Origin of the sequence: Vibrio sp. 397 (genome assembly GCF_033339395.1) — a bacterium.
In the GTDB taxonomy this organism is placed as follows: Bacteria; Pseudomonadota; Gammaproteobacteria; order Enterobacterales; family Vibrionaceae; genus Vibrio; species Vibrio alginolyticus.
In genome coordinates this window covers 293,100-315,748 of the sequence record NZ_JAWOUN010000005.1, presented here as the reverse complement: position 1 = coordinate 315,748, position 22,649 = coordinate 293,100, and the positions used below count along the sequence as shown (strand labels likewise).

22 protein-coding genes are annotated in these 22,649 nt (G+C 45.6%); 12 read left to right on the top strand and 10 right to left on the bottom strand.

Annotated features, from left to right (window positions below; genetic code table 11):
* Positions 1 to 9: 9 nt before the first annotated feature.
* The 3 genes from R7P36_RS11175 to R7P36_RS11165 form a co-directional block, all read right to left on the bottom strand.
* Positions 10 to 1,056 (bottom strand): MJ1255/VC2487 family glycosyltransferase, encoded by a 1,047-nt coding sequence (locus tag R7P36_RS11175; RefSeq protein WP_005392259.1) that lies wholly within the window; start codon positions 1,054 to 1,056, stop codon positions 10 to 12.
* A 3-nt stretch (positions 1,057 to 1,059) separates the two neighbouring features.
* Complete coding sequence (locus R7P36_RS11170; RefSeq protein ID WP_005379690.1) at positions 1,060 to 1,608, bottom strand: phosphatase PAP2 family protein; 549 nt, start codon at positions 1,606 to 1,608, stop codon at positions 1,060 to 1,062.
* A 148-nt stretch (positions 1,609 to 1,756) separates the two neighbouring features.
* Positions 1,757 to 2,554: an SH3 domain-containing protein gene (locus tag R7P36_RS11165; protein ID WP_005392261.1), complete on the bottom strand. Its 798-nt coding sequence runs from the start codon at positions 2,552 to 2,554 to the stop codon at positions 1,757 to 1,759.
* Positions 2,555 to 3,068: 514 nt separating this feature from the next.
* Between R7P36_RS11165 and leuA the strand changes: the two genes are divergently transcribed.
* The 5 genes from leuA (at position 3,069) to R7P36_RS11140 (ending at position 9,108) form a co-directional block, all read left to right on the top strand.
* A complete protein-coding gene (gene leuA / locus R7P36_RS11160; RefSeq protein WP_006742733.1) occupies positions 3,069 to 4,616 on the top strand; it encodes a 2-isopropylmalate synthase in 1,548 nt (515 codons plus the stop codon).
* Positions 4,617 to 4,698: 82 nt separating this feature from the next.
* Positions 4,699 to 5,790, top strand: coding sequence for a 3-isopropylmalate dehydrogenase (gene leuB / locus R7P36_RS11155; protein WP_318122140.1), 1,092 nt, complete (start codon positions 4,699 to 4,701; stop codon positions 5,788 to 5,790).
* 185 nt (positions 5,791 to 5,975) lie between these two features.
* Positions 5,976 to 7,376 (top strand): 3-isopropylmalate dehydratase large subunit, encoded by a 1,401-nt coding sequence (gene leuC, locus R7P36_RS11150; RefSeq protein WP_005379681.1) that lies wholly within the window; start codon positions 5,976 to 5,978, stop codon positions 7,374 to 7,376.
* A gap of 11 nt (positions 7,377 to 7,387) precedes the next feature.
* Positions 7,388 to 7,990, top strand: coding sequence for a 3-isopropylmalate dehydratase small subunit (leuD, locus tag R7P36_RS11145; RefSeq protein ID WP_005383071.1), 603 nt, complete (start codon positions 7,388 to 7,390; stop codon positions 7,988 to 7,990).
* Positions 7,991 to 8,325: 335 nt separating this feature from the next.
* Positions 8,326 to 9,108: a DUF547 domain-containing protein gene (locus tag R7P36_RS11140; RefSeq protein WP_213899446.1), complete on the top strand. Its 783-nt coding sequence runs from the start codon at positions 8,326 to 8,328 to the stop codon at positions 9,106 to 9,108.
* Positions 9,109 to 9,250: 142 nt separating this feature from the next.
* Here the strand turns inward: R7P36_RS11140 and djlA are convergent, their stop codons facing one another.
* Entirely contained in the window at positions 9,251 to 10,105 is an 855-nt protein-coding gene (gene djlA / locus R7P36_RS11135; RefSeq protein ID WP_033906031.1) for a co-chaperone DjlA, read from the bottom strand.
* Positions 10,106 to 10,371: 266 nt separating this feature from the next.
* Between djlA and lptD the strand changes: the two genes are divergently transcribed.
* The 6 genes from lptD (at position 10,372) to apaH (ending at position 17,138) form a co-directional block, all read left to right on the top strand.
* Positions 10,372 to 12,717, top strand: coding sequence for an LPS assembly protein LptD (gene lptD, locus R7P36_RS11130; RefSeq protein WP_005379673.1), 2,346 nt, complete (start codon positions 10,372 to 10,374; stop codon positions 12,715 to 12,717).
* A 59-nt stretch (positions 12,718 to 12,776) separates the two neighbouring features.
* Positions 12,777 to 14,060 carry a peptidylprolyl isomerase SurA gene (gene surA, locus R7P36_RS11125; protein ID WP_213899445.1) on the top strand — a complete coding sequence of 428 codons (1,284 nt, stop codon included), beginning with the start codon at positions 12,777 to 12,779 and terminating at the stop codon, positions 14,058 to 14,060.
* Entirely contained in the window at positions 14,050 to 15,048 is a 999-nt protein-coding gene (gene pdxA / locus R7P36_RS11120; RefSeq protein ID WP_005383085.1) for a 4-hydroxythreonine-4-phosphate dehydrogenase PdxA, read from the top strand. The genes surA and pdxA overlap by 11 nt, the downstream gene beginning before the upstream one ends.
* Positions 15,045 to 15,854, top strand: coding sequence for a 16S rRNA (adenine(1518)-N(6)/adenine(1519)-N(6))-dimethyltransferase RsmA (gene rsmA / locus R7P36_RS11115; RefSeq protein ID WP_005379669.1), 810 nt, complete (start codon positions 15,045 to 15,047; stop codon positions 15,852 to 15,854). The genes pdxA and rsmA overlap by 4 nt, the downstream gene beginning before the upstream one ends.
* A 75-nt stretch (positions 15,855 to 15,929) precedes the next feature.
* Entirely contained in the window at positions 15,930 to 16,310 is a 381-nt protein-coding gene (gene apaG, locus R7P36_RS11110) for a Co2+/Mg2+ efflux protein ApaG (RefSeq protein ID WP_005379668.1), read from the top strand.
* A 15-nt stretch (positions 16,311 to 16,325) separates the two neighbouring features.
* Positions 16,326 to 17,138, top strand: coding sequence for a bis(5'-nucleosyl)-tetraphosphatase (symmetrical) ApaH (gene apaH / locus R7P36_RS11105; RefSeq protein ID WP_213899444.1), 813 nt, complete (start codon positions 16,326 to 16,328; stop codon positions 17,136 to 17,138).
* 269 nt (positions 17,139 to 17,407) lie between these two features.
* On the opposite strand, the gene folA is transcribed toward apaH, so the two are convergent.
* From folA to rplU, 6 genes are all read right to left on the bottom strand, one after another.
* Entirely contained in the window at positions 17,408 to 17,887 is a 480-nt protein-coding gene (gene folA / locus R7P36_RS11100) for a type 3 dihydrofolate reductase (RefSeq protein ID WP_017820272.1), read from the bottom strand.
* 9 nt (positions 17,888 to 17,896) lie between these two features.
* Entirely contained in the window at positions 17,897 to 18,370 is a 474-nt protein-coding gene (locus tag R7P36_RS11095) for a threonine/serine exporter family protein (RefSeq protein ID WP_005379665.1), read from the bottom strand.
* Positions 18,370 to 19,170: a threonine/serine exporter family protein gene (locus R7P36_RS11090; RefSeq protein WP_005379664.1), complete on the bottom strand. Its 801-nt coding sequence runs from the start codon at positions 19,168 to 19,170 to the stop codon at positions 18,370 to 18,372. The genes R7P36_RS11095 and R7P36_RS11090 overlap by 1 nt, the downstream gene beginning before the upstream one ends.
* 196 nt (positions 19,171 to 19,366) lie before the next feature.
* Positions 19,367 to 20,542, bottom strand: a complete 1,176-nt coding sequence (gene cgtA / locus R7P36_RS11085) for an Obg family GTPase CgtA (protein WP_005383091.1) — start codon at positions 20,540 to 20,542, stop codon at positions 19,367 to 19,369.
* 212 nt (positions 20,543 to 20,754) lie between these two features.
* Positions 20,755 to 21,012 (bottom strand): 50S ribosomal protein L27, encoded by a 258-nt coding sequence (gene rpmA / locus R7P36_RS11080; protein WP_005383095.1) that lies wholly within the window; start codon positions 21,010 to 21,012, stop codon positions 20,755 to 20,757.
* Positions 21,013 to 21,032: 20 nt separating this feature from the next.
* The gene (gene rplU / locus R7P36_RS11075) at positions 21,033 to 21,344 is read right to left on the bottom strand and encodes a 50S ribosomal protein L21 (protein ID WP_005383096.1); all 312 of its coding nucleotides are present in this window, start codon (positions 21,342 to 21,344) and stop codon (positions 21,033 to 21,035) included.
* Between the two features lie 256 nt (positions 21,345 to 21,600).
* Here rplU and ispB point away from each other — a divergent pair, with 256 nt between their 5' ends.
* Positions 21,601 to 22,572 carry an octaprenyl diphosphate synthase gene (ispB, locus tag R7P36_RS11070; protein WP_047101929.1) on the top strand — a complete coding sequence of 324 codons (972 nt, stop codon included), beginning with the start codon at positions 21,601 to 21,603 and terminating at the stop codon, positions 22,570 to 22,572.
* Positions 22,573 to 22,649: the final 77 nt, after the last annotated feature.

Here is a 22,649-nt window from a genome sequence, read left to right as displayed (position 1 = left end):
ACAACGTACTTAAATGTTCGACACGTAACTTGGGAAATCAACTTGCTCCCACAACTGTTTGGATAACTCCGCTTGTGAATCCCACGCGCCTTGTAATACCCAATGAACAATGGCCTGAGCAACGTCTGGATATTTCACACTTTCGGCTTGCTGCTCCTTTAGCCACTGGCGTACTGCGGAAATGTCTAAGCTCTCCATCGACATCGCAAGTCCTAAGTCTTCTAAGGTCGCGACATTGCTTTGTTGCTCAAACTGACCTGCGAGTGGCTTAAGCAATAATTTTTTCCCTAGAGACAGAGCTTCCGAAGGGAGCTCAAATCCACCATTGGCAATGACACCACTACACCGATGCAAATGATGCTGAAAGTTGCTGTGGCATAAAGGGCGTAATTCTATGTTTTCCACTTGCTCACATTCGATCACATCGGGGTGATAACAGATGAACGCTTGCTGGTTAAAATGGAACAGTAAATCCGAGATGTCTTCAATGGATTCGAACGGTAGATACACCAAAACAAAATCATCATTTTCTGCTTGGCTATCGACGGTATGCACTATCGGTGGTAGCAAAGGTTGATCAAAATGATGCCAATGCAAACCAAGGTGGTGTTGAGAAGGCGCAAAGTATTCAATGACGGATTTGTCTAACCAACTCGCTCCCTTTAACGGCACTGGATAACGGAAAGCATTTTGATGACTGATACCAATCGACGGCTTATTTTGTTGTTTTGCCGCCCATGCCGTAACAGGCTCGAAATCATTGAGCACGAGATCATAGGACGACAAATCAAGCTGTTTAACTTCTTTGCAAAATTGCACTAAATTGTTACTCAATGCTGTTTTCGCATAGTTCACTGAACCTTTTTCAGTGATAAAGGTGAAGCCTCGGCGAGTCTGATAATCGCCAAACGCTTCCATTGAAAAGTACTTTTCAGGCGCTCGTCCAGAAAACAAAAAATCGACCTCAACATCGTGCTCTTTAAACGCATGACTCATCGCCCTCGCACGCGCAATATGTCCGTTTCCTGTCCCTTGAACACCGTATAAGATTTTCATCAATTAGCCTCCCAGCATCGCAATCGCTAACCCACCACAAAGGCTACCTAGCAGTGCACCAATGATGACATCGGTAAAAAAGTGCACCCCCAATAAGATTCGCGCGGTTCCGATTAAACTTGCCCAAAAGAATGCAGCAACGCCTAGGCTCGGATAGAAATGATCAATCAGCGTCGCCATGACAAACGCAGCGGCAGTGTGTCCTGAAGGAAGACTGTAGCGATCAGATGGGGTAATAAAAGCAGGAAGGAGTGCACTGAGTTCTTCAGGGCGACGACGCTTAAAACTGTTTTTCAGCGTCCAATAAATTGGCAACTCGATGGCAAAAGCAAGTAAACCCGCCAGTAAAAACCAAACTCCCTGCTCTTTATCTAAATACCAAGCTAATAAACCTAGCACCAAGTACAGATGTCCGTCACCACTGTGGGAGACTCCTTTACTGATGTTGGCAACTTGCTGATTAAAACGGTGCTTAAGACAAACACTAGAGAGCGCTAAATCAAACTTAGCAATGGTTGCAATTGGCTGTGTAATTGTCTCTATGGTTCGCATGTGGCCTTTCCTTACTTTGACAACGCCGTTGTGTGAAAAGTAGGAGGTTTAGGTGACAACTGCATGACGGGAGTTTGGACAATTAATGACAAATGCCAAATTAGGGTGTGCCCAATAATCTATTGAGCACAATCATAGGAGAGAACGCTTAAGAAGGGTTTGCTTGCTGCGGTTGAGGCGTATCGATATACCAGACTTTTCTCTTCTTACGACAGGCGCGCAAAGAGCCCATCGTCATGTCGCCATCTTTTGTCAGCTCGTAGCTAAGGGAGCGGCAAGTGTAATTTCCTGACAGTTCATGCTCTATGCCCGTTTGCTCAGTTGTGCTCGAAGCAGACTCTAAAAGAGGATTAGGCTGTGTAGAAAGAATGTCACGATTTACCACATTGCTGCGCGCATAATCCCTATGGACGTAACCTTTTATCACGCCTTTCTGTTCAACGAGAAACCAAGGTTGATCCACCACTTTTGCCAACACATTAAAAACTTCCCCTTTCGATAACACGCCAAGCTTTTCTCCTTCTAGGCTCGGCTTGGATCGCAGGTTTAATGTGGTCTTAGAGCGATAGGAGACATCCATAAACTCAAATGGGTTTGAGGTATCCACACCGTCAGCTGTTGGTCGGAATACTTCCGCTTGTTGTTTCTCACTAGGTTGCACTCGGATCTTCCACCACGAATAGGTTTCCGGATCTTTGCCTTTAAATTTATCTCGACTGTCCGACTCAAGAGCAACGAGCATTTGATTCAAAAACGACTCACGTCCCTCGTAGCTCAAGAATCGATCCATTTGATCATTAATCACCATGACACTCTGAGAGTGATCATTAATAGCAACAGGGGAAATCTCTGCCATATAGGTTTGAGATTGAAACAGCTGACAACCCGATAAGCTGACCAGAGTAAATACTGCGGCTGAACGTCCAAATTGTTTTGCTAACCTCATTATTCCTTAACCCTTCTTTTTACCTAGTGCAACTGCACTACTATAAATGGTCATTCAAAACTTTTGCCAAACAATTCGGGCCTTTGTGTGACAAGTCGCAATCCCAATGTTTGTTTTGGTAATGAAACGTCGCAAACTTGATGAGAACTTGCCTCTTCTAGCACGTTTCTATCGCACCATGCAGTTTCACTTAGCGCATCATTTCTCTCGAGTAAATGAAAAGACTCATCCGATATGAATAAAAAATCGACTTTAGGGTTGACGCGCTCCATGGAGTGCGGTACTAATTTGTTAACTTAATTATGTGGAAAGCTTAACAACTATGTCAGCTCATTTTTCTATTCTGCTTAGCCTCCTCCTGATCGTGACCAGTTCGCGCGGGTAGGCTGTGGAAGAAAAATAACCACACCAATTTCTAAGAACCCGCATGAGAATGCGGGTTTTTTTATATCTAAATACTGGAAGTAAACGATTAACTTGCACGTAAAGTGCAGAAATCAGGAAGGAAGCAAACATGAACGATCAGGTCATTATATTCGACACCACATTGCGTGATGGCGAGCAAGCGTTGTCAGCAAGCTTGACGGTTAAAGAAAAACTGCAAATTGCCTATGCGCTGGAAAGACTCGGCGTTGATGTTATCGAAGCTGGCTTCCCAATCTCTTCACCTGGTGATTTCGAGTCGGTACAAACCATTGCAAAAAACATCAAAAACAGTCGAGTTTGTGCCCTTTCGCGTGCCGTTGCGAAAGATATTGATGCCGCCGCTGAAGCATTAAAAGTGGCCGACCAATTCCGTATTCACACGTTTTTAGCTACTTCCACCATTCACGTAGAAGACAAACTACGCCGCAGCTACGACGATGTACTTGAAATGGCGGTCAACGCCGTTAAACATGCGCGTAACTACACCGATGATGTCGAGTTTTCTTGTGAAGATGCAGGTCGTACTCCTATCGACAACCTATGTCGCATGGTAGAAGCTGCCATCAATGCAGGTGCGAGCACAATCAACATTCCAGATACCGTTGGCTACACAGTACCAAGCGAGTTTGGTGGCATTATTCAAACCCTTTTCAACCGCGTTCCAAACATTGATAAAGCGATCATCTCCGTTCACTGTCACGACGACTTGGGGATGTCAGTTGCCAACTCTATTGCCGCCGTTCAAGCCGGCGCGCGTCAGATAGAAGGCACCATCAATGGCATTGGTGAGCGAGCAGGTAACTGTTCTCTTGAAGAGATCGCAATGATCATCAAGACGCGTCAAGAGTTCTTGGGCGTTCACACTGGCATTAAACATGATGAAATTCACCGCACCAGTAAATTGGTGAGCCAGTTATGCAACATGCCAATTCAGAGCAACAAAGCGATTGTGGGCGCGAATGCCTTTAGTCACTCTTCAGGTATCCACCAGGATGGCATGTTAAAGAATAAGAATACCTACGAAATCATGACCCCTGAGTCGATTGGCCTTAAAAACCAAGCACTAAACCTAACCAGCCGTAGTGGTCGTGCAGCCGTGAAGAGCCACATGGACACCATGGGATACAACGAGGACGAGTACAACCTAGACGCTCTATACGCGGACTTCTTGAAACTTGCCGACCGCAAAGGCCAAGTGTTCGATTACGATCTAGAGGCCCTAATGCACTTCTCGAACCTGCGTGAAGAAGATGACTTCTACAAACTGAACTACCTAAGCGTGCAATCGGGCAGCGTAATGGCCACCACCAGCATCAAAATGCAATGTGGCGATGAAGAAATGTGTGAAGCGGCAGTCGGTAATGGCCCAGTTGATGCGCTATACCAATGTATCTACCGCGTGACAGGCTACGACATCGTACTGGATAAATTCGACCTAACCGCGAAAGGTGAAGGTGAAGATGGTTTGGGTCAAGCAGACATCATTGCCAACTACAAAGGTCGTAAATACCACGGTACGGGCGTTTCTACCGATATCGTTGAGGCTTCCGGCCAAGCATTATTGCACGTTATTAACAGCATTCATCGTGCAGATAAAATCGAAGAAATGAAGCAGAAAAAGATTGCGACTGTGTAATAACAACCGGGCTACACGGCTCAGGAAAGAACACGCTCGTTGAAATAATTAAGCTCAAAATTAGAAAACTTAAAGGATTAACATGACAGACAAATCGTACAAAATTGCCGTCCTACCCGGTGACGGCATTGGCCCGGAAGTAATGGCGCAGGCACATAAAGTATTGGATGCAATCGAAAAGAAACATGGTATTGCGTTTGAGCGTGACGAGCATGATGTCGGTGGTATCGCGATCGACAACCACAGTTGCCCACTTCCAGAGAGCACAATAAGAGCATGTGAAGAGTCTGATGCAGTCCTATTCGGCTCGGTTGGCGGCCCTAAGTGGGAGCACTTACCACCAAACGACCAACCTGAACGCGGTGCCCTACTTCCACTACGCAAACACTTCCAACTGTTCTGTAACTTACGTCCAGCGCAAATTCACTCAGGTCTTGAAGCTTTCTCACCGTTACGTGCAGACATCTCGGGTCGCGGCTTTGACTTCGTGGTAGTCCGTGAACTGACGGGTGGTATCTACTTCGGCCAACCGAAAGGTCGTGAAGGTGAAGGCGCAACAGAAAAAGCATTTGATACTGAGGTGTACCACCGCTTTGAGATCGAACGTATTGCAAAAATCGCTTTTGACTCTGCTCGTCTACGTCGCAAGAAAGTGTGCTCTATCGACAAAGCGAACGTTCTACAAAGCTCTATCTTATGGCGTGAAGTAGTCGAAGAAATCGCAAAAGACTACCCAGATGTCGAGTTGTCACACATGTACATTGATAACGCGACTATGCAGCTTATCAAAGACCCTGCTCAGTTCGACGTAATGCTGTGTTCAAACATCTTCGGCGACATCATTTCTGATGAATGTGCGATGATCACAGGCTCTATGGGTATGTTGCCATCAGCAAGTCTAAACGAAAGCAAATTCGGTCTGTACGAGCCAGCAGGTGGCAGTGCACCCGATATCGCAGGTAAGAATATTGCTAACCCTGTGGCGCAAATCCTATCAGCAGCACTGATGCTGCGTTACAGCCTAGGTGAAGAAACTGCGGCGCAAGACATTGAAGCCGCAGTATCAAAAGCACTTTCAGCTGGGGAGCTAACGGGCGATCTTGCTGGTGACAACCCAGCACTTTCGACGTCTGAGATGGGCGATAAGATCGCTGAGTACATCTTAAACTCTTAATACAAAACAGATTAATAATAAATACTAAATCCTCGGTCAACCAATGGCTTTCCTCTAAGTCATTGGTGCAATAGCAAGGCAGCAAGCCCATTTATATTAAGGCGTTTAGTTCGCTAAATAACTGGATAAATGGGTGTCGCTAACGCAGTTATTGCGGCAAAGGCGACGAGGAAAGGAAGCAAACAATGGGCAAAACATTATACGAAAAAGTCTACGACGCACACGTTGCCGTCGCAGCAGAAGGGGAAAACCCAATCTTGTACATCGACCGTCACTTGGTACATGAAGTGACGTCTCCGCAAGCATTTGACGGCTTGCGTGAAAAAGGTCGTAAGGTGCGTCAGGTCAGCAAAACTTTTGCCACCATGGACCACAACGTTTCAACAACCACCAAAGACATCAACGCATCCGGTGAGATGGCTCGTATCCAGATGGAAACGCTATCGAAAAACTGTGAAGAGTTTGGCGTTACGCTTTACGACATCAACCATAAATACCAAGGTATTGTGCATGTTATGGGCCCAGAGCTTGGTATTACCCTACCGGGCATGACCATTGTTTGTGGTGACTCGCACACGGCTACACACGGTGCATTCGGCTCTCTCGCTTTTGGTATTGGTACATCAGAAGTTGAGCACGTATTAGCAACTCAAACGCTAAAACAAGCGCGCGCCAAAACGATGAAGATCGAAGTAAAAGGCAAAGTGGCTCCGGGTATCACGGCGAAAGATATCGTGCTAGCAATCATCGGTGAAACTACAGCAGCTGGCGGTACAGGCTACGTGGTTGAATTCTGTGGTGAAGCGATCACTGACCTTTCAATGGAAGGCCGCATGACCGTATGTAACATGGCGATAGAGCTAGGTGCGAAAGCCGGTTTGATTGCGCCAGATGAAACCACGTTCGAATACATCAAAGGCCGTAAATTCTCACCTCAAGGTGCCGACTTTGATGCAGCAGTAGAATACTGGAAGACATTAAAAACTGACGATGATGCTCAGTTTGATGCAGTCGTGACGCTAAACGCAGCAGACATTAAACCACAAGTCACTTGGGGTACTAACCCAGGCCAAGTGATCGCGGTAGATCAACCTATCCCAGCACCAGAAAGCTTTGCCGACCCAGTAGAAAAGGCATCGGCAGAAAAAGCATTGGCTTACATGGGCCTAGAGGCAGGCAAGTCATTGTCTGATTACAACGTCGATAAAGTCTTCGTTGGTTCTTGTACTAACTCACGTATCGAAGACATGCGCGCAGCCGCTGAAGTAGCGAAAGGTCGCAAAGTCGCGCCTCACGTTCAAGCGCTGATCGTTCCTGGCTCTGAGCAAGTAAAAGCGCAAGCAGAAGCGGAAGGCTTGGACGTTATCTTTAAAGAAGCGGGCTTTGAGTGGCGCCTACCAGGTTGCTCGATGTGTCTAGCAATGAACAATGACCGTTTGGGCCCACATGAACGTTGTGCGTCTACTTCAAACCGTAACTTTGAAGGCCGCCAAGGTCGTGATGGCCGTACCCACCTAGTGAGCCCTGCGATGGCAGCGGCAGCAGCAATTGCTGGTCACTTTGTAGATATTCGTGAACTAGACTAAGGAGCAAACCAATGTCAGGCTTTAAACAACACACAGGCTTAGTTGTTCCTCTAGATGCAGCGAACGTTGATACTGATGCCATCATTCCAAAGCAGTTCCTACAAAAGGTCTCCCGCCTAGGGTTTGGTAAGCACCTATTCCATGACTGGCGCTTCCTAGACGATGCTGGCGAACAGCCAAATCCAGAGTTCGTGATGAACGCACCTCGCTACCAAGGCGCGTCTATCTTGCTGGCTCGTGAAAACTTCGGCTGTGGCTCATCTCGTGAGCACGCACCGTGGGCACTAGCGGATTACGGCATCAAAGCGATGATCGCACCAAGCTTTGCCGATATTTTTTACGGCAACTCGATCAACAACCAAATGGTGCCAGTTCGTTTGACTGAACAAGAAGTGGATGAAATCTTCCAGTTTGTTGAGGCAAATGAAGGTGCAGAAGTCGAGGTCGACCTAGAAGCGAATGTCGTTCGTGCCAACGGCAAAGAATATGGTTTTGAAATCGATTCGTTCCGTCGTCATTGCTTGCTAAACGGTTTGGACAACATTGGCCTAACCCTTCAACACGAAGATAAGATTGCTGAGTACGAAGCGAATATTCCAAGCTTCTTGCGTTAAGACGCGTTAGTAAATACACAAATCAAGGGCTGGCAATTGTCGGCCCTTGATTTGTTTTGGGTGACTGATCTCATATCGCTTTGCTTACAGAATACCGAACGCCTCTGTTGAAATTCGTCATCCTGAACAGCGACGAAGGAACGTGATTCAGGATCGACTACCAGAGCGCACTGTACAGATTCATACTGTCTTTACTCAAGAGTTTGTGGGTATTAGATTCCTGATATCGCTTATGCTCCTCGGAATGACAGCGAATAAAGGCCACTGATTACTGAAAGAAAACAAGCACTAAACTGGTCTACACTATCAACAATATCTCATTCAAAGGTATCTCTATGAAGCGTCTGTTATTGCTGTTGTGTGCTCTGGTTTCTTTCTCGACATTGTCCGCGCCTAAATCCGACTTATGGCCATATTGGAAACAATCGAATCAAGCCAACCAAACCCAAATTTCTCATCAAGAATGGCAACAACTGCTCGATACTTATTTAGTTGAACAAGGCGAGAATACCTTGTTTCGTTATAGCCAAGTCTCCTCTGTCGATAAAACTAAGCTGAAACAATACATCCAGCGTTTGGCAAAACTAGACCCTCTACAATACAACCAAGCAGAGCAATATGCCTATTGGGTAAACCTTTACAACGCCATCACGGTAGATCTTATTTTGGATAACTATCCAGTCGAATCAATCACCAAGCTAGGTGGTTTATTTAGCTTTGGTCCTTGGGGAGACGATGTGGTCGTGGTCAATGGGAAGGATCTAACTTTAAACGATATTGAACATCGAATTTTGCGTCCAATTTGGAATGACCCAAGAACGCATTACGCGGTTAACTGTGCCAGCCTAGGATGCCCTAATCTGCAATCTCAAGCATTCACTGCTGACAACACGCAAGCTCTACTGGATAGTGCCGCCAAAACATTTATCAACAGCAGCAAAGGCGTATCTATCCAAGGTAACACGGCACAGCTGTCTTCTATTTATGATTGGTTTGCAACGGACTTTGGTGGAGAAAAACAAATCTTCAAACACATCGCAAAGTATGCTCCGCAATACAAAAACTTCTCTGACAAAGTGAAATACGAATACGATTGGGACTTGAATCAAGCCAACTAAACTGGGGGGATGTGAGGTCAATTAGCATTAGGGACATAATAGGCCAAAAGCTAAAGACACCGGCAACTCAAAGACTAAGACATGAAAAAAAGGGCACTGAGTGCCCTTTTTTACATCCAAATGTTTGATAGAAAACGTCCGACTACTTAAAGCCTTTAACCTTCTTAATAAGATCGTAAGCGTTTTGAATCTCTTGAGATTTCTCTTTCGCGACGTTCATCATCTCTGGTGGTAAACCTTTAGCCATCAATTTGTCCGGGTGATGCTCGTTCATCAGTTTACGATAAGCACGCTTAACGGTTTTACTGTCTGCATCTGAAGACACATCCAGAATTTTGTACGCGTCGGCCAACTGATCCGCTTGTGAAGCTTGTTGCCAGCTACCACCTGAAGATTGGCGTTGATGCTGACCATGAAAACCGCCCTGGCTTTGGAAACGAAATGCGGCTTCTTGCATTTGCAAACGACGCTCTAATTGCTCAGAAGAGAAACCCAAACCACGTGCAATCTTGTGTAGTACATTTCGTTCACTCGGGTGGATCGAGCCATCTGCAAAGGCCGCCGAGATTTGCAGCTCTAAGAAAAATTGCAACAAGTCAAAGCGACCAGCTGTCGAAATTTTCACACGAACAAGAACATCTTCTAACGGAAAGTCGCTGTCTTTACCTTCACGAAACGCGTCTTGCGCTGCGCGACGCTGTTCGCCATGCAAATTCATGCGGTCCATCATGGCTGAAGCCAGTTGGATTTCCTCTTTGGTGACTTGGCCTTTCGCTTTTGCCACATGTCCCATTACCGCAAACGCCGCTTTAAAAAACTCTTCTTGGCGCTGAGCTTGACTTGGCCCTTTTCCAAAGCCGCCAGTAGAGAACCCGGCTTGACTCAAGCGACGTGCTTTATCGAATTGATGGCCAATAAATAAGCCAAAGAGTAAACCTAGCGGCCCGCCAAGTAACAAGCCAAAAAAGGCACCCAGAATTTTGCCAAAAATATGCATTATGTGTTCTCTATCAATGAATTTTTATCGACGACGGCGGTCTTATAGTGCCGGATGCAACGATTTCCTTTATGATAATGGAATTAGTTTTATTTCGGCTAGGCCATTTCGCCTGCTTATCTTTGCAGCTATTTTGTCGTCATTATGCCACAGTGAATCAATACGCTGGGATAAATGCGACTATAGTTGATTCATTTGGCTATTACGCTAGGGTACAACAAGCCCTATAGCCATCGAGTAGTAGTGACACAGGAAAGTTCAATTCAATGCAACATTTCTCCCGCACATTTTTAGCGGCCTCTATCAGCACCGCCTTGTTTGTACCCACCACTCAAGCTGAAGCGAATATCCATGATAGTGTGCAGGAAATGCCCGCCACAGATCAATGTTTGGTCGATACAAGTGGCGAGGAGGACGCTCTTAATACCCCAGTAGTGGTAGAAGCTGACACCCTGCAAGCCATCAATGGTGACAAAGCTCAGTACTCAGGTAATGTACAAGTCACCCAAGGCCAGAAGAAAATTACCGCAGATAGCGTAACGCTGCACCAACAAGACAACGTCGTGGTTGCCGAAGGCAACGTGACTTTCAATGACGGCCAAGTCAAAGCTCGATCTGATCGTGTTACTAACGACATTAATCAAGATACGTTTTCACTTGAGAACACCGATTATCAGTTCCTTTGCCAACAAGGCCGAGGCACTGCAGCCTATATCGCTCGCACAGGTCAGTCGGTTTATGAACTCGAAGACGGCTCTATCACATCGTGCCCTCAAGGCGATAATTCATGGCGATTGGTTGCGTCAGGCATCGATGTTGACCAAGATGAAGAGACAGCAACGCTGCACCACCCTCGATTTGAAGTGTTAGATGTGCCTGTTTTCTATGTGCCGTATCTAACCATGCCAATTGGAGATACGCGTAAAACGGGTTTCCTCTTCCCTTCTTTATCGTACGGTTCTAGTGATGGTATGGAAGTCGAGGTGCCATTCTATTGGAACATCGCGCCTCAATATGACATGACACTCACCACGCTCTATATGCAGCAACGTGGTACAAAACTCGATACTGACTTCCGCTACCTAACAGATGGTTGGGGAAATGGAGAAATCAAAGGCGAATACCTCAATAGTGATCGCAAATATCAGGACGAGTCTCGTTGGGGCTACCAAGTTAAACACGACGGTATCATCAATAAACAGTGGATAGTCAAAGTCGATTACTCAAAAGTGAGTGATATTGATTACTTCCTCGATCTCGACTCCGACATTGGTAACCGTGAAGATGGTCAACTGGTTCAAGAAGGACAAGTACAATATCGTTCTGACTTCTGGGATGCCTCGTTAACCGTTCGTGACTTCCAAATCTTATTGAAAGAAGAGAACCGCCCTTATCGCCTGCTTCCTCAGTTAGACTTGAACTACTACACGCCGTTGTGGGGAGATTACCTTAACTTTGACGTGAAGAGCCAAGTGAGCCGCTTCGATACCAGCGATGCTGCGCGACCAAATGCGACCCGTGTTCACATTGAACCAGGGCTTACATTACCACTCTCAAACTCATGGGCAACGTGGACAACAGAAGCGCGTGTGCTCTCTACGTATTACTCTCAAGACTTAACGGGTTTGACAGATGTAAACTTGCAAAACCAGTTGGATGATGAAGTTTCTCGTGTTATTCCTGAGTTCCGTACGCATGCGCAACTTTACTTAGAGCGAGATACAAGCTGGATCAAGGGCTACACACAAACACTGGAGCCTCAGCTACAGTACTTGTACGTACCTGAAGAAGATCAAACCAACATCTACAACTACGATACCACCTTGCTACAAACCGACTACTACGGGCTATTCCGCAGTCGTAAGTACAGTGGCATTGATAAAATCGCCTCGGCGAACCAGTTAAGCTACGGTGCGAGTACTCGCTTCTTTGATGATGACTATAAAGAGCGTCTTAACGTTTCATTTGGTCAGATTTACTACTTCGATAAAAAGACCAAACTGAGCAACAGCCCAAACCTTCCGGATGAGACCACCAATTACTCATCATGGGCGATTGAAGCTGATTTCAACTACAACGATTACTTGTTCTATCACGGTGGAATTCAATACGATATTGATTTGAGCTCCATGCAGTTGGCAAACAGTACCTTGGAATACCAATTCAACGGCGGCTTTATTCAGGGTAACTATCGCTACGTTACGCGTGAATACATCGAAGATACGATCATTCTCGAAAACCTAGACACAATTACTCGTAAAGGTATTTCTCAAGCAGGTATTGTAGCGGCCTACGAGTTCAACCCGAACTGGTCTGCGAGTGGTCAATACTACTACGACCTCAATGAAAATGCGGACCTAGAATGGTTAGCGAGCCTACGTTACCAATCTGACTGTTGGTACATTGGCGTCACTTACTCAAACCAATTGCTTGGTTGGGAAGACCAAGCTATCGGCAGCACCGGGGCATCACCTGAATACGAAAATAACTTCAGCGTTAACTTCGGTATTCAAGGCTTTGCGACCAACCAGCGTGAAGACACTGCTGTCAAAGAACTGGATGGTTCTGACAACGCGATTAAGTACGGCCGCCCATTCTATCTGAACAATTAATCAAAATAGGCGTCTTAAATGAATAAGACGCCTATTCAAAAATACTGACGGAATTTTAAATGAAAATTTGGAAATCAATCTTATTCACGACCCTACTCTCTTGCGGAGCGGTTGCAGCACCAGTAGAGATCGATAAGGTTGCGGTCATCGTGAATGACGGTGTAGTTCTACAAAGCGACATCGAAACAGCGATGAAAACGCTGCAAGCCAACGCTCGTCAAAGTGGAAAGAGCTTACCTTCTACCAGCGTGTTAAAAGAACAAGTCGTTGAAAAACTTATCATTGATACGTTGCAAGGCCAAGAAGCAGACCGTATTGGTGTGCGTATTGACGACAACCGTTTAAACCAAGCGATTGCAGAGATCGCACGTAATAATGAGCAATCGGTAGAACAACTCACTGCTTCTGTAGAAAGTGAAGGTTTAAGTTACCCAGAATTCCGCGAACAAATTCGTAAGGAAATCGCCGCATCAGAAGCTCGCAATGCACTGGTTCGTCGCCGTATTAATATCCTTCCAGCAGAGGTCGATAGCCTTGCTGAGCAACTATCACAAGAAACCAATGCGACTGTTCAATACAAAATTGGACACATTCAACTGCGCTTCTCTGACGATAAAGAAAAGTCAGCTGTAGAAGCAGAAGCTAAAGCGCTCGCGAAAAAGCTAAACGAAGGTGCAGACTTTACGGAGATGGCCTACACCTACTCAAAAGGTCCTAAAGCTTTACAAGGTGGTGACTGGGGCTGGATGCGTAAAGAAGAGATGCCAACCATCTTTGCTGATCAGATCAAGATGCAAAACAAAGGCAGCATTATTGGTCCTTTCCGTAGTGGCGTTGGTTTCCACATCCTAAAAATAGAGGATGTAAAAGGCCTAGAAACGGTTGCGGTAACGGAAGTAAATGCGCGTCATATTTTGATTAAACCAACCGTGATTCTGAGCGACGAAGGGGCGAAGAAGCAACTGAATGAATTTGTACGCCACATCAAAGCCGGTGAAGCAACGTTCGCTCAATTGGCAACACAATACAGTCAAGATCCTGGCTCGGCAGCACAAGACGGTGAACTAGGTTATCAAACACCAGATCTTTACGTGCCAGAATTCAAGCACCAAGTAGAAACTCTGCCAGTTGGCTCAATCAGCGAACCGTTCAAAACCGTTCACGGCTGGCATATCGTTGAAGTGTTGGATCGTCGCCAAGTTGACCGCACTGACTCAGCGATGAAGAACAAAGCTTACCGTATTCTATTTAATCGTAAATTTAATGAAGAAGCGGGCGCATGGATGCAAGAGCTACGCGCAAGTGCGTTTGTTGAAATCGTGGATGACAACAATGACAACTAATACAATTCGTAGAATTGTCGTAACCGCAGGGGAACCTGCGGGTATCGGCCCAGACTTAGTGCTTGCCCTATCGAAAGAAGATTGGGCGCACCAAATTGTCGTCTGTGCCGATAAGAATATGCTGACGGAGCGAGCCAAGCAGCTTGGCATCGAAGTCCAACTGTCTGATTACAATCCAGAAGAAGCACCTAAAGCACAAAAAGCGGGCACGCTTATCGTTGACCATATCCAAATATCGGAACCTGCGGTCGCAGGCGAGCTCAATGAAGCGAATGGCCACTATGTACTAAAAACGCTAGAAAGAGCGGCTTTAGGCTGTATGAATGATGAATTTGATGCTATTGTCACCGGCCCTGTTCATAAGGGGGTGATTAATCGCGCAGGTGTTGCATTCAGTGGTCATACTGAATTTTTCGCCGAGAAGTCACAAACGCCGCTAGTCGTAATGATGCTAGCAACGGAAGGACTACGCGTGGCGCTGGTTACAACACATATTCCTTTAGCTTATGTGTCCAAAGCTGTCACCGAAGAGCGATTAGAAAAAATCATCGATATTCTTCATAAAGACCTTGTAGAAAAGTTTGCTATCGCACAACCAAACATCTACGTTTGCGGGCTTAACCCTCATGCTGGCGAAGATGGCTGCTTAGGTCGTGAAGAGATCGAAACCATCACTCCAACACTGGAAAAAATTCGACAAGAAAAAGGTATCAACCTGATCGGCCCTCTGCCGGCTGATACCATTTTCAATGAAAAATATTTAAATGATGCTGATGCTGTTTTAGGCATGTACCATGATCAAGTGTTGCCAGTATTAAAATACAAAGGCTTTGGTCGTTCAGTAAACATTACTCTTGGTCTACCTTTTATTAGAACATCGGTGGACCACGGTACTGCATTAGATCTGGCAGGGACAGGTCAAGCGGATACAGGGAGTTTCCGAACAGCGCTCACGCATGCGATAGATTTGGTAGAGAAGAAACAATGAGAAATGATGTCCATTTAGGACACAAAGCGCGTAAACGTTTTGGTCAAAACTTCCTGAACGATCCATACATTATTGATGGAATCGTATCAGCGATTAACCCAAAACCAGGTCAAAACCTGGTTGAAATCGGTCCTGGTCTTGGAGCAATTACTGAGCCAGTAGGTCGTGAAGTAGATAAGTTCACAGTTATCGAATTAGACCGCGATCTGGCGGAACGCCTACGTACTCACCCTGAACTGGCAGATAAGTTGACCATCCATGAGGGTGACGCTATGCGTTTTGACTTCACTCAACTAGTGAAGCCAAACAACAAGCTGCGCATTTTTGGTAACTTGCCGTACAACATCTCTACACCATTGATGTTCCACCTTTTTGAGTTCCATAAAGACATTCAAGACATGCACTTTATGTTGCAAAAAGAAGTGGTAAACCGCTTAGCCGCCGGCCCTGGCAGCAAAGCTTACGGCCGTTTAACGGTAATGGCTCAGTACTACTGTAAAGTGGTACCGGTACTGGAAGTACCGCCAACGGCATTCGTTCCACCACCGAAAGTGGATTCTGCCGTTGTTCGTTTAGTACCTTACGAAGAGCTGCCATGCCCGGCGAAAGATCTGCGTTTGCTCGATCGCGTTTGTCGTGAAGGCTTTAACCAACGTCGTAAAACAGTTCGTAACTGCTACAAATCGTTGTTAAGCACAGAAGTACTAGAAGAACTAGGTGTTAATCCAAGCATGCGTCCAGAGAACCTGACGCTAGAACAATTCGTCGCAATGGCGAACTGGCTTGCGGATAACCCGCAGCACTAAGAACTCAAACAATGAGCCAAACCCTTGTAGGTTTGGCTTATTATTATTGGGATATTACGTTTCTGAGGAGTGCACATGGACGTCATTCAACCTTGCATCAAAATTCAAGTTCACACCAAATACATCGAAGAACAGTCCAACCCAGAGCTACAACGCTACGTTTTCGCTTATATCATCACCATCAAAAACCTTAGCCAGCAAACCGTACAGTTAGTGAGCCGCCGCTGGCTAATCACAGACTCGAATGGCAAGCAAATGACGGTTGAAGGTGACGGAGTGGTAGGCCAGCAGCCCTTTATTCCAAGCAATGATGAATACACGTACAGTAGCGGAACCGCGTTAGAAACCCCTGTCGGCGTTATGCAAGGACACTACAAAATGCTGGATGAGAAAGGGCAAGAGTTCATCACCGAAATCGAACCATTTCGCTTGGCTGTTCCAAATGTTTTAAATTAGTAAATTGGAGATTCAGTGGCTACCTATATTGTTGGTGACATCCAAGGCTGTTTTGATGAATTGCAGCGACTACTAGAAAAAGTATCTTTCTCTGCGAAAAAAGACCAACTTTGGCTTGCTGGTGATTTGGTCGCCAGAGGGCCTAAATCACTAGAAACGTTACGCTTTGTGAAGTCACTTGGCGCAAGCGCAAGCGCAATCGTGGTGCTTGGTAATCACGACCTTCACCTTCTCGCAGTGGCTCACGGGATAAAAAAGGTCAAAGACAAAGATAGAACCGCACCTATTTTCACGGCCCCTGACAAAGAGGAATTACTGACATGGCTAGCTCAGCAACCTCTATTGGCCGAGCATGACGAGTTCGTGATGTGTCATGCTGGCATATCACCGCAGTGGAATCTAAAAACAGCGAGAAAGTGTGCCCGTGAAGTTGAGCGCATCATCCAAAGTGGAAAGCTCCCTTGGCTATTAAAAAACATGTACAGCAATCAACCTGATTCTTGGGATGACTCTCTACAGGGTTTGGAGCGATACCGTTATATTATCAATGCTTTTACGCGGATGCGCTTTTGTTTCCCTGATGGTCGTTTGGATATGGATTGTAAATTGCCACCGCAACAAGTTTCCGGTAACAAACTTATTCCATGGTTTGATGTGCCCAAACGTATTCACTTAAATAAAGCGGTGCTCTTTGGGCACTGGGCAGCACTACAAGGCTATATGAACAACGAAGTCATCGGGCTAGATACTGGCTGCGTTTGGGGCGGAAGCCTGACCATGATCCGTTGGGAAGATAAGAAAATTTTTACTCAGGATGCGTTAAGTTAAACACTGAATAACAGTCGATAATCCATAGTAGGAAGAATACTTGTCACTTAACACCTCCTGTAGGGTCATTCCAACGAGCCTTAACGAGACGAGGAATCTAATATCCTCGCGCTGCGAATAGATAGAAATACCTTTGACAACAAAGTACTCGTATAGAGGATCCTGAACCTCGCTCGTTCGTCGCTTTTCAGGATGACGGTAGGTTGGGATGACCGCTCGCTGCTATACGAACGGCATTACCGTATTAACTACGCGGTGTTAATCTCGAATTACTTTTCTAACACAGTAAAGCGCATGTTGTAGGCGTTCTTCTCATCGGCTTGATACATTTCTGAGTAAGTTTCCTTAAATTGATCTCCCCAGTCTGGGAACTGAGTATCACCATCAATCGCGGCTTCAATGTGTGTTACATACAGTTTATTGGCCATCGGCAGACAAGATGCGTAAATCGCACCACCACCAATGATCATCACTTCTTCCACGTCACCAGCCACGTCCAAAGCTTGCTCAATCGATGTTACGGTAGTGACGCCTTCGATCTTTAGTGTCTCATCACGGCTGATAACAATATTCAAGCGACCAGGTAAAGGGCGACCAATAGACTCATAGGTTTTGCGTCCCATCAAAACCGGTTTTCCCATGGTACAACGCTTAAACCAAGCGAAATCGGCGGGAAGGTGCCAAGGCATTTGATTGTCTTTGCCAATGATGCGATTGTCGGCCATCGCGGCAATCATACTAATGATCATGTTAGGTCCTTATACAATAGGTCTGCGGCGATAGAATAACAGCCCTGGAACCGCAAGACCAACTGCTAAACCTGCAATAATAAACATGGCCTTAAGAAAGTTTTCCATACAGGTTGCGACAAGCTCGGGTGAGTAGCCAACATGATTGATTTCTACCATAGCGATCATTGCTTTGTACGCAAACACACCCGGCACCATCGGGATCAAAGCAGCCACAGTAAACACTTTTGGATGCGCGAGAAAACGGTGAGACCAGTACACACCAATCATCCCAACTAACGTCGCGGCAAAAAAGGTTGCCCACTCAATAGGAATGCCAAACTGCATCATCAAGTAGCGGCTACCATGACCAATCGCACCACCAACAGCGCAATACACTAAAGCTCTTTGTGGCACGTTAAAAACCAATGCAAATCCTACGGCGGGAATCGCCGCAAAAAACATGTCATTCAACAGGCCAAACATCAAATCAAATAAACTCATTAGATAGCCCACCCCCAAATTCCAGTTACACTCATCGCAGCAACGATCCCCAAACATGTCGCCAACGTTAGTAAACTAGCCATCACAAATCGAGCAATCCCCATATTAATGTGGCCTTTCAACATATCTGCGACAGAGTTAATGAGTGGGAAACCAGGTACAAGCATTAATACCGACGATGCCATTGCTACGGTAGGTAGATTACCGATTTGGTAAATTTCCGCCTGTGCTGAAATTAAGGTAGTCACAAAAGCGGTCGCAGCAAAGTTCAATAGAGGGTTGAAATGACGATGACCAATTTCTTGGCGAACGATCATGCCACCAGCTGAAGCTAAAAAGGTCATTATGAAGACTCCCCAATCACCACCAGCTAGATGACTGAATGCCGCACAAGACAAGCCAATCATAAACACCACCAACCAGCGGTTATAACGCTCTGGACTGATAGCGTTCAGCTTTTTCTGCGCCATGGTTGAATCGAGCAAACCACGTTCCATCATGATACAGATTCGTTGAATTTGCGTAATAACGCGCATATTGATGCCACGATCAGCGCAGCTTCGGGTGGTGGTGATGCAATGCCCATCCATTACCGTCGTCACAACCAATGCATTAGCTGATAGTGCTACCGCAACTTCATTCACCCCACAAGCAAGGCCAATACGACGCATAATATCGCTCACAAGAGTACTTTCAGCACCATGAGCAAGTAGCATTTGTCCGGCTTGGGCGACAAGACGAGAAATCGATCGTTGAGTAGATACCGCCAACTCTCTAGGCGGTATGGTTTCTAGAGTCATAAATAAGTCTAATTCCTTTTAGGGTGTTACTCATTCATACGCGCGAGGGCCAAACTAACCCTCAAAAAAACACGACGTATCAGTTATTGTGCCGTAAATCACATCACCTAAATATGATTTAGATACAAAAAAAGCCGCAATAAATAATTGCGGCTTAATGAATTATAGGCAAACAGGCATTGTTTGACCGTTCTGATTAGTCACGAACGTAGACAACGTGACCGTCATCTTCTTCATCGTCCCAGTCATCCCAATCGTCGTCGTCATCTTCAGTGATAACGTCTTTACCCGCCATCGCATCTTTATGGTAATCATCCCACATGAAGTTAACTTTATCTTCTTCAGCCACTTCTTCCTCTTCGCGAGGTAGGTTATCCATAAAGTCAGCCAGTTTGTAACAAAGCTCTTTAGTACCGTTACGATTGATCGCCGAGATCTTAAAGTACTCGTCTTCCCAGCCTAGTGCGTCTAAGATTTCTTGGATCTTCTCATTCGCTTCTTCTTCAGGCATTAGATCAACTTTGTTGAACACTAACCAGCGCGGCTTACTTGCCAGTTTTTCGCTGTATTGTTCTAGTTCATCAATGATCGTCAATGCATTTTGCACCGGATCGGACTGATCAATTGGCATAATATCGATCATGTGCAGCAACACTCGACAACGCTCTAAGTGCTTCAAGAATCGAATACCAAGGCCAGCGCCATCTGCTGCACCCTCGATCAAACCAGGGATGTCTGCAACAACAAAACTTTTCTCTGGTACGACACTTACGACACCCAAGCTTGGGATCAACGTCGTGAATGGGTAATCAGCGACTTTCGGTTTTGCTGCTGATACTGCGCGGATAAAGGTTGATTTACCAGCATTAGGTAGACCAAGCATACCCACATCAGCAAGAAGCAATAGCTCAAGGCGAATTTCGCGTACTTCACCCTTTGTACCCAATGTTCTCTGACGAGGCGCGCGGTTTACTGAAGATTTGAAACGCGTGTTACCTAGACCGTGCCAACCGCCTTTTGCGATCATCACTTTCTTACCGTGTTCAGCAACTTCCGCCACGATTTCATTTGTGTGGATATCCACAGCGCGCGTACCCACAGGTACACGAAGAACAATGTCTTTACCACGCTTACCTGTACAGTTACCACCGCGACCGTTTTCACCACGCTCAGCTTCGTAGAAGCGCTGGAAACGGTAATCAATCAGGGTATTTAGGTTTTCATCGGCTTGGATATAAACATCACCACCGTCACCGCCATCACCGCCATCAGGGCCACCTTTAGTGATGAATTTTTCACGCCAGAAACTGACAACGCCACTACCGCCATCACCAGCCTGAACTTTTACTACCGCTTCATCTACGAACTTCATCTTTTACTCCGACTACTTCGTGCGTGGATTAAATCTTACTATGTCATCCGACAATTTTAGCAGATGACAGATCTAAGCTCCCAGATTCAAATCGCTTAGGATCTTAGCGAGAAACTTCGATATGTCGACTGCCACAAATAAAAAACCCCGCCGATTCGGCAGGGCTTTTGAATTCAGCTTAAAGCTATTAAGTAATTTAGTTAAAAACCTAATTACTCAGCTTCGATGCTTACAAACTTACGGTTCTTAGGACCTTTCACTTCGAACTTCACTTTACCTTCAGTAAGAGCGAATAGAGTGTGGTCTTTACCGATACCTACGTTGTTACCAGCGTGGAACTTAGTACCACGTTGACGAACGATGATGTTACCTGCAAGTACAGATTCACCACCGAAACGCTTAACACCTAGACGTTTGCTTTCTGAATCGCGGCCGTTACGAGTAGAACCACCAGCTTTTTTGTGTGCCATTGTTAAACTCTCCTAATAGATTAAGCGTTGATACCAGTGATCTTCACTTCAGTGAACCACTGACGGTGACCCTGTTGCTTACGAGAGTGCTTACGACGACGGAACTTAACGATTTTAACTTTATCGCCACGACCGTGTTGTACAACTTCAGCAACAATTTTGCCGCCCTCTACAAGAGGAGCACCAACTTTGATGTCTTCGCCGTTAGCAACAAGAAGAACTTTATCAAATTCTACAGTTGCACCAGTTTCAACGTCTAATTTCTCTAAACGAAGAGTTTGACCTTCGCTTACACGGTGTTGTTTACCACCAGATTGGAAAACAGCGTACATATTTTACTCCGCTTTTTCCGCACAGCCTTTCTTGAGGGTGTGCGCTAAACTAATCATCAATAGGGCGCAGATTCTACAGAATAGATGCTCCTATGACAAGCCATATTTTGAAAAAATTGGCGAAAAGCTAATCGCCAAAGAAAAGTGCGGCAATCATGCCCTTTAGTAATGTATTAATCAACGTTTTTTAGTGTATTATTCGACAATTATATAAATCGAATAAGCCTTGCAGGGTCTAACTTCAGCCGGATATACGATGGATTTTAAAACTATCCAAGCGCTTACTGCCGATGACATGGCAAAAGTGAATGAAACAATTCAAGCCCAACTTAATTCTGATGTCTCTTTAATCAACCAGCTCGGTTTTTATATCGTGAGTGGTGGAGGCAAACGTCTAAGACCGCTTTTAGCGATACTGTCAGCCCGTGCACTTGGTTACCAAGGCAATGGTCATACAATGGCAGCTGCGTTTATTGAGTTCATCCATACAGCGACTTTGCTGCATGATGACGTGGTAGATGAATCAGACATGCGCCGTGGTAAAGCCACTGCGAATGCAGCATTTGGCAATGCGGCTAGCGTATTAGTTGGGGACTTTATCTATACACGCTCATTTCAGATGATGACGGAACTAGGATCCATGAAGATCCTTAAACTAATGAGCAATGCCGTAAACGTGATCGCCGAAGGTGAAGTACAGCAGTTGATGAACTGTAACGACCCTGACACGACAGAAGAAAGCTACATGCAAGTCATCTACTCTAAGACTGCGCGCTTATTTGAATCCGCAACTCAAATCGGTGCGATCTTAAATGACGCTCCTGAGCATGTGGAAATTGCAATGCAAAATTACGGTAAGTATCTAGGCACTGCGTTTCAGCTCATTGATGACGTCATGGATTACACTTCTGATGGCGAAGACATGGGTAAAAATGTGGGTGATGACTTGGCCGAAGGCAAGCCAACTTTACCTCTACTCCATGCTATGCGTAATACCACACCAGAAAACGCCATCATGATTCGTGAAGCAATTGAGAAAGCGAATGGCATGGATCGCTTAGAAGAAATTCTTGCGGTCATGAAAAAAGCAGGCTCTCTGGAGTACACAACGCAAAAAGCTCTAGAAGAAGCAGACAAAGCAATCGCTGAACTATCAGTGTTGCCAGAGTCTGAATACAAACAAGCGCTTGTTACTCTGGCTCATGTCGCAGTACAACGCACGAAGTAATCAATAGCTACCCATAACGCAAGACTTATAGCAAAAAGGAAGAGCATGCTCTTCCTTTTTTACGTTTGATACCTAAT

Coding starts and splice junctions, on each gene's coding strand:
- R7P36_RS11175 (WP_005392259.1), bottom strand. CDS start 1,056: ATGAAAATCTTATACGGTGTTCAAGGGACAGGAAACGGACATATTGCG.
- R7P36_RS11170 (WP_005379690.1), bottom strand. CDS start 1,608: ATGCGAACCATAGAGACAATTACACAGCCAATTGCAACCATTGCTAAG.
- R7P36_RS11165 (WP_005392261.1), bottom strand. CDS start 2,554: ATGAGGTTAGCAAAACAATTTGGACGTTCAGCCGCAGTATTTACTCTG.
- leuA (WP_006742733.1), top strand. CDS start 3,069: ATGAACGATCAGGTCATTATATTCGACACCACATTGCGTGATGGCGAG.
- leuB (WP_318122140.1), top strand. CDS start 4,699: ATGACAGACAAATCGTACAAAATTGCCGTCCTACCCGGTGACGGCATT.
- leuC (WP_005379681.1), top strand. CDS start 5,976: ATGGGCAAAACATTATACGAAAAAGTCTACGACGCACACGTTGCCGTC.
- leuD (WP_005383071.1), top strand. CDS start 7,388: ATGTCAGGCTTTAAACAACACACAGGCTTAGTTGTTCCTCTAGATGCA.
- R7P36_RS11140 (WP_213899446.1), top strand. CDS start 8,326: ATGAAGCGTCTGTTATTGCTGTTGTGTGCTCTGGTTTCTTTCTCGACA.
- djlA (WP_033906031.1), bottom strand. CDS start 10,105: ATGCATATTTTTGGCAAAATTCTGGGTGCCTTTTTTGGCTTGTTACTT.
- lptD (WP_005379673.1), top strand. CDS start 10,372: ATGCAACATTTCTCCCGCACATTTTTAGCGGCCTCTATCAGCACCGCC.
- surA (WP_213899445.1), top strand. CDS start 12,777: ATGAAAATTTGGAAATCAATCTTATTCACGACCCTACTCTCTTGCGGA.
- pdxA (WP_005383085.1), top strand. CDS start 14,050: ATGACAACTAATACAATTCGTAGAATTGTCGTAACCGCAGGGGAACCT.
- rsmA (WP_005379669.1), top strand. CDS start 15,045: ATGAGAAATGATGTCCATTTAGGACACAAAGCGCGTAAACGTTTTGGT.
- apaG (WP_005379668.1), top strand. CDS start 15,930: ATGGACGTCATTCAACCTTGCATCAAAATTCAAGTTCACACCAAATAC.
- folA (WP_017820272.1), bottom strand. CDS start 17,887: ATGATCATTAGTATGATTGCCGCGATGGCCGACAATCGCATCATTGGC.
- R7P36_RS11095 (WP_005379665.1), bottom strand. CDS start 18,370: ATGAGTTTATTTGATTTGATGTTTGGCCTGTTGAATGACATGTTTTTT.
- R7P36_RS11090 (WP_005379664.1), bottom strand. CDS start 19,170: ATGACTCTAGAAACCATACCGCCTAGAGAGTTGGCGGTATCTACTCAA.
- cgtA (WP_005383091.1), bottom strand. CDS start 20,542: ATGAAGTTCGTAGATGAAGCGGTAGTAAAAGTTCAGGCTGGTGATGGC.
- rpmA (WP_005383095.1), bottom strand. CDS start 21,012: ATGGCACACAAAAAAGCTGGTGGTTCTACTCGTAACGGCCGCGATTCA.
- rplU (WP_005383096.1), bottom strand. CDS start 21,344: ATGTACGCTGTTTTCCAATCTGGTGGTAAACAACACCGTGTAAGCGAA.
- ispB (WP_047101929.1), top strand. CDS start 21,601: ATGGATTTTAAAACTATCCAAGCGCTTACTGCCGATGACATGGCAAAA.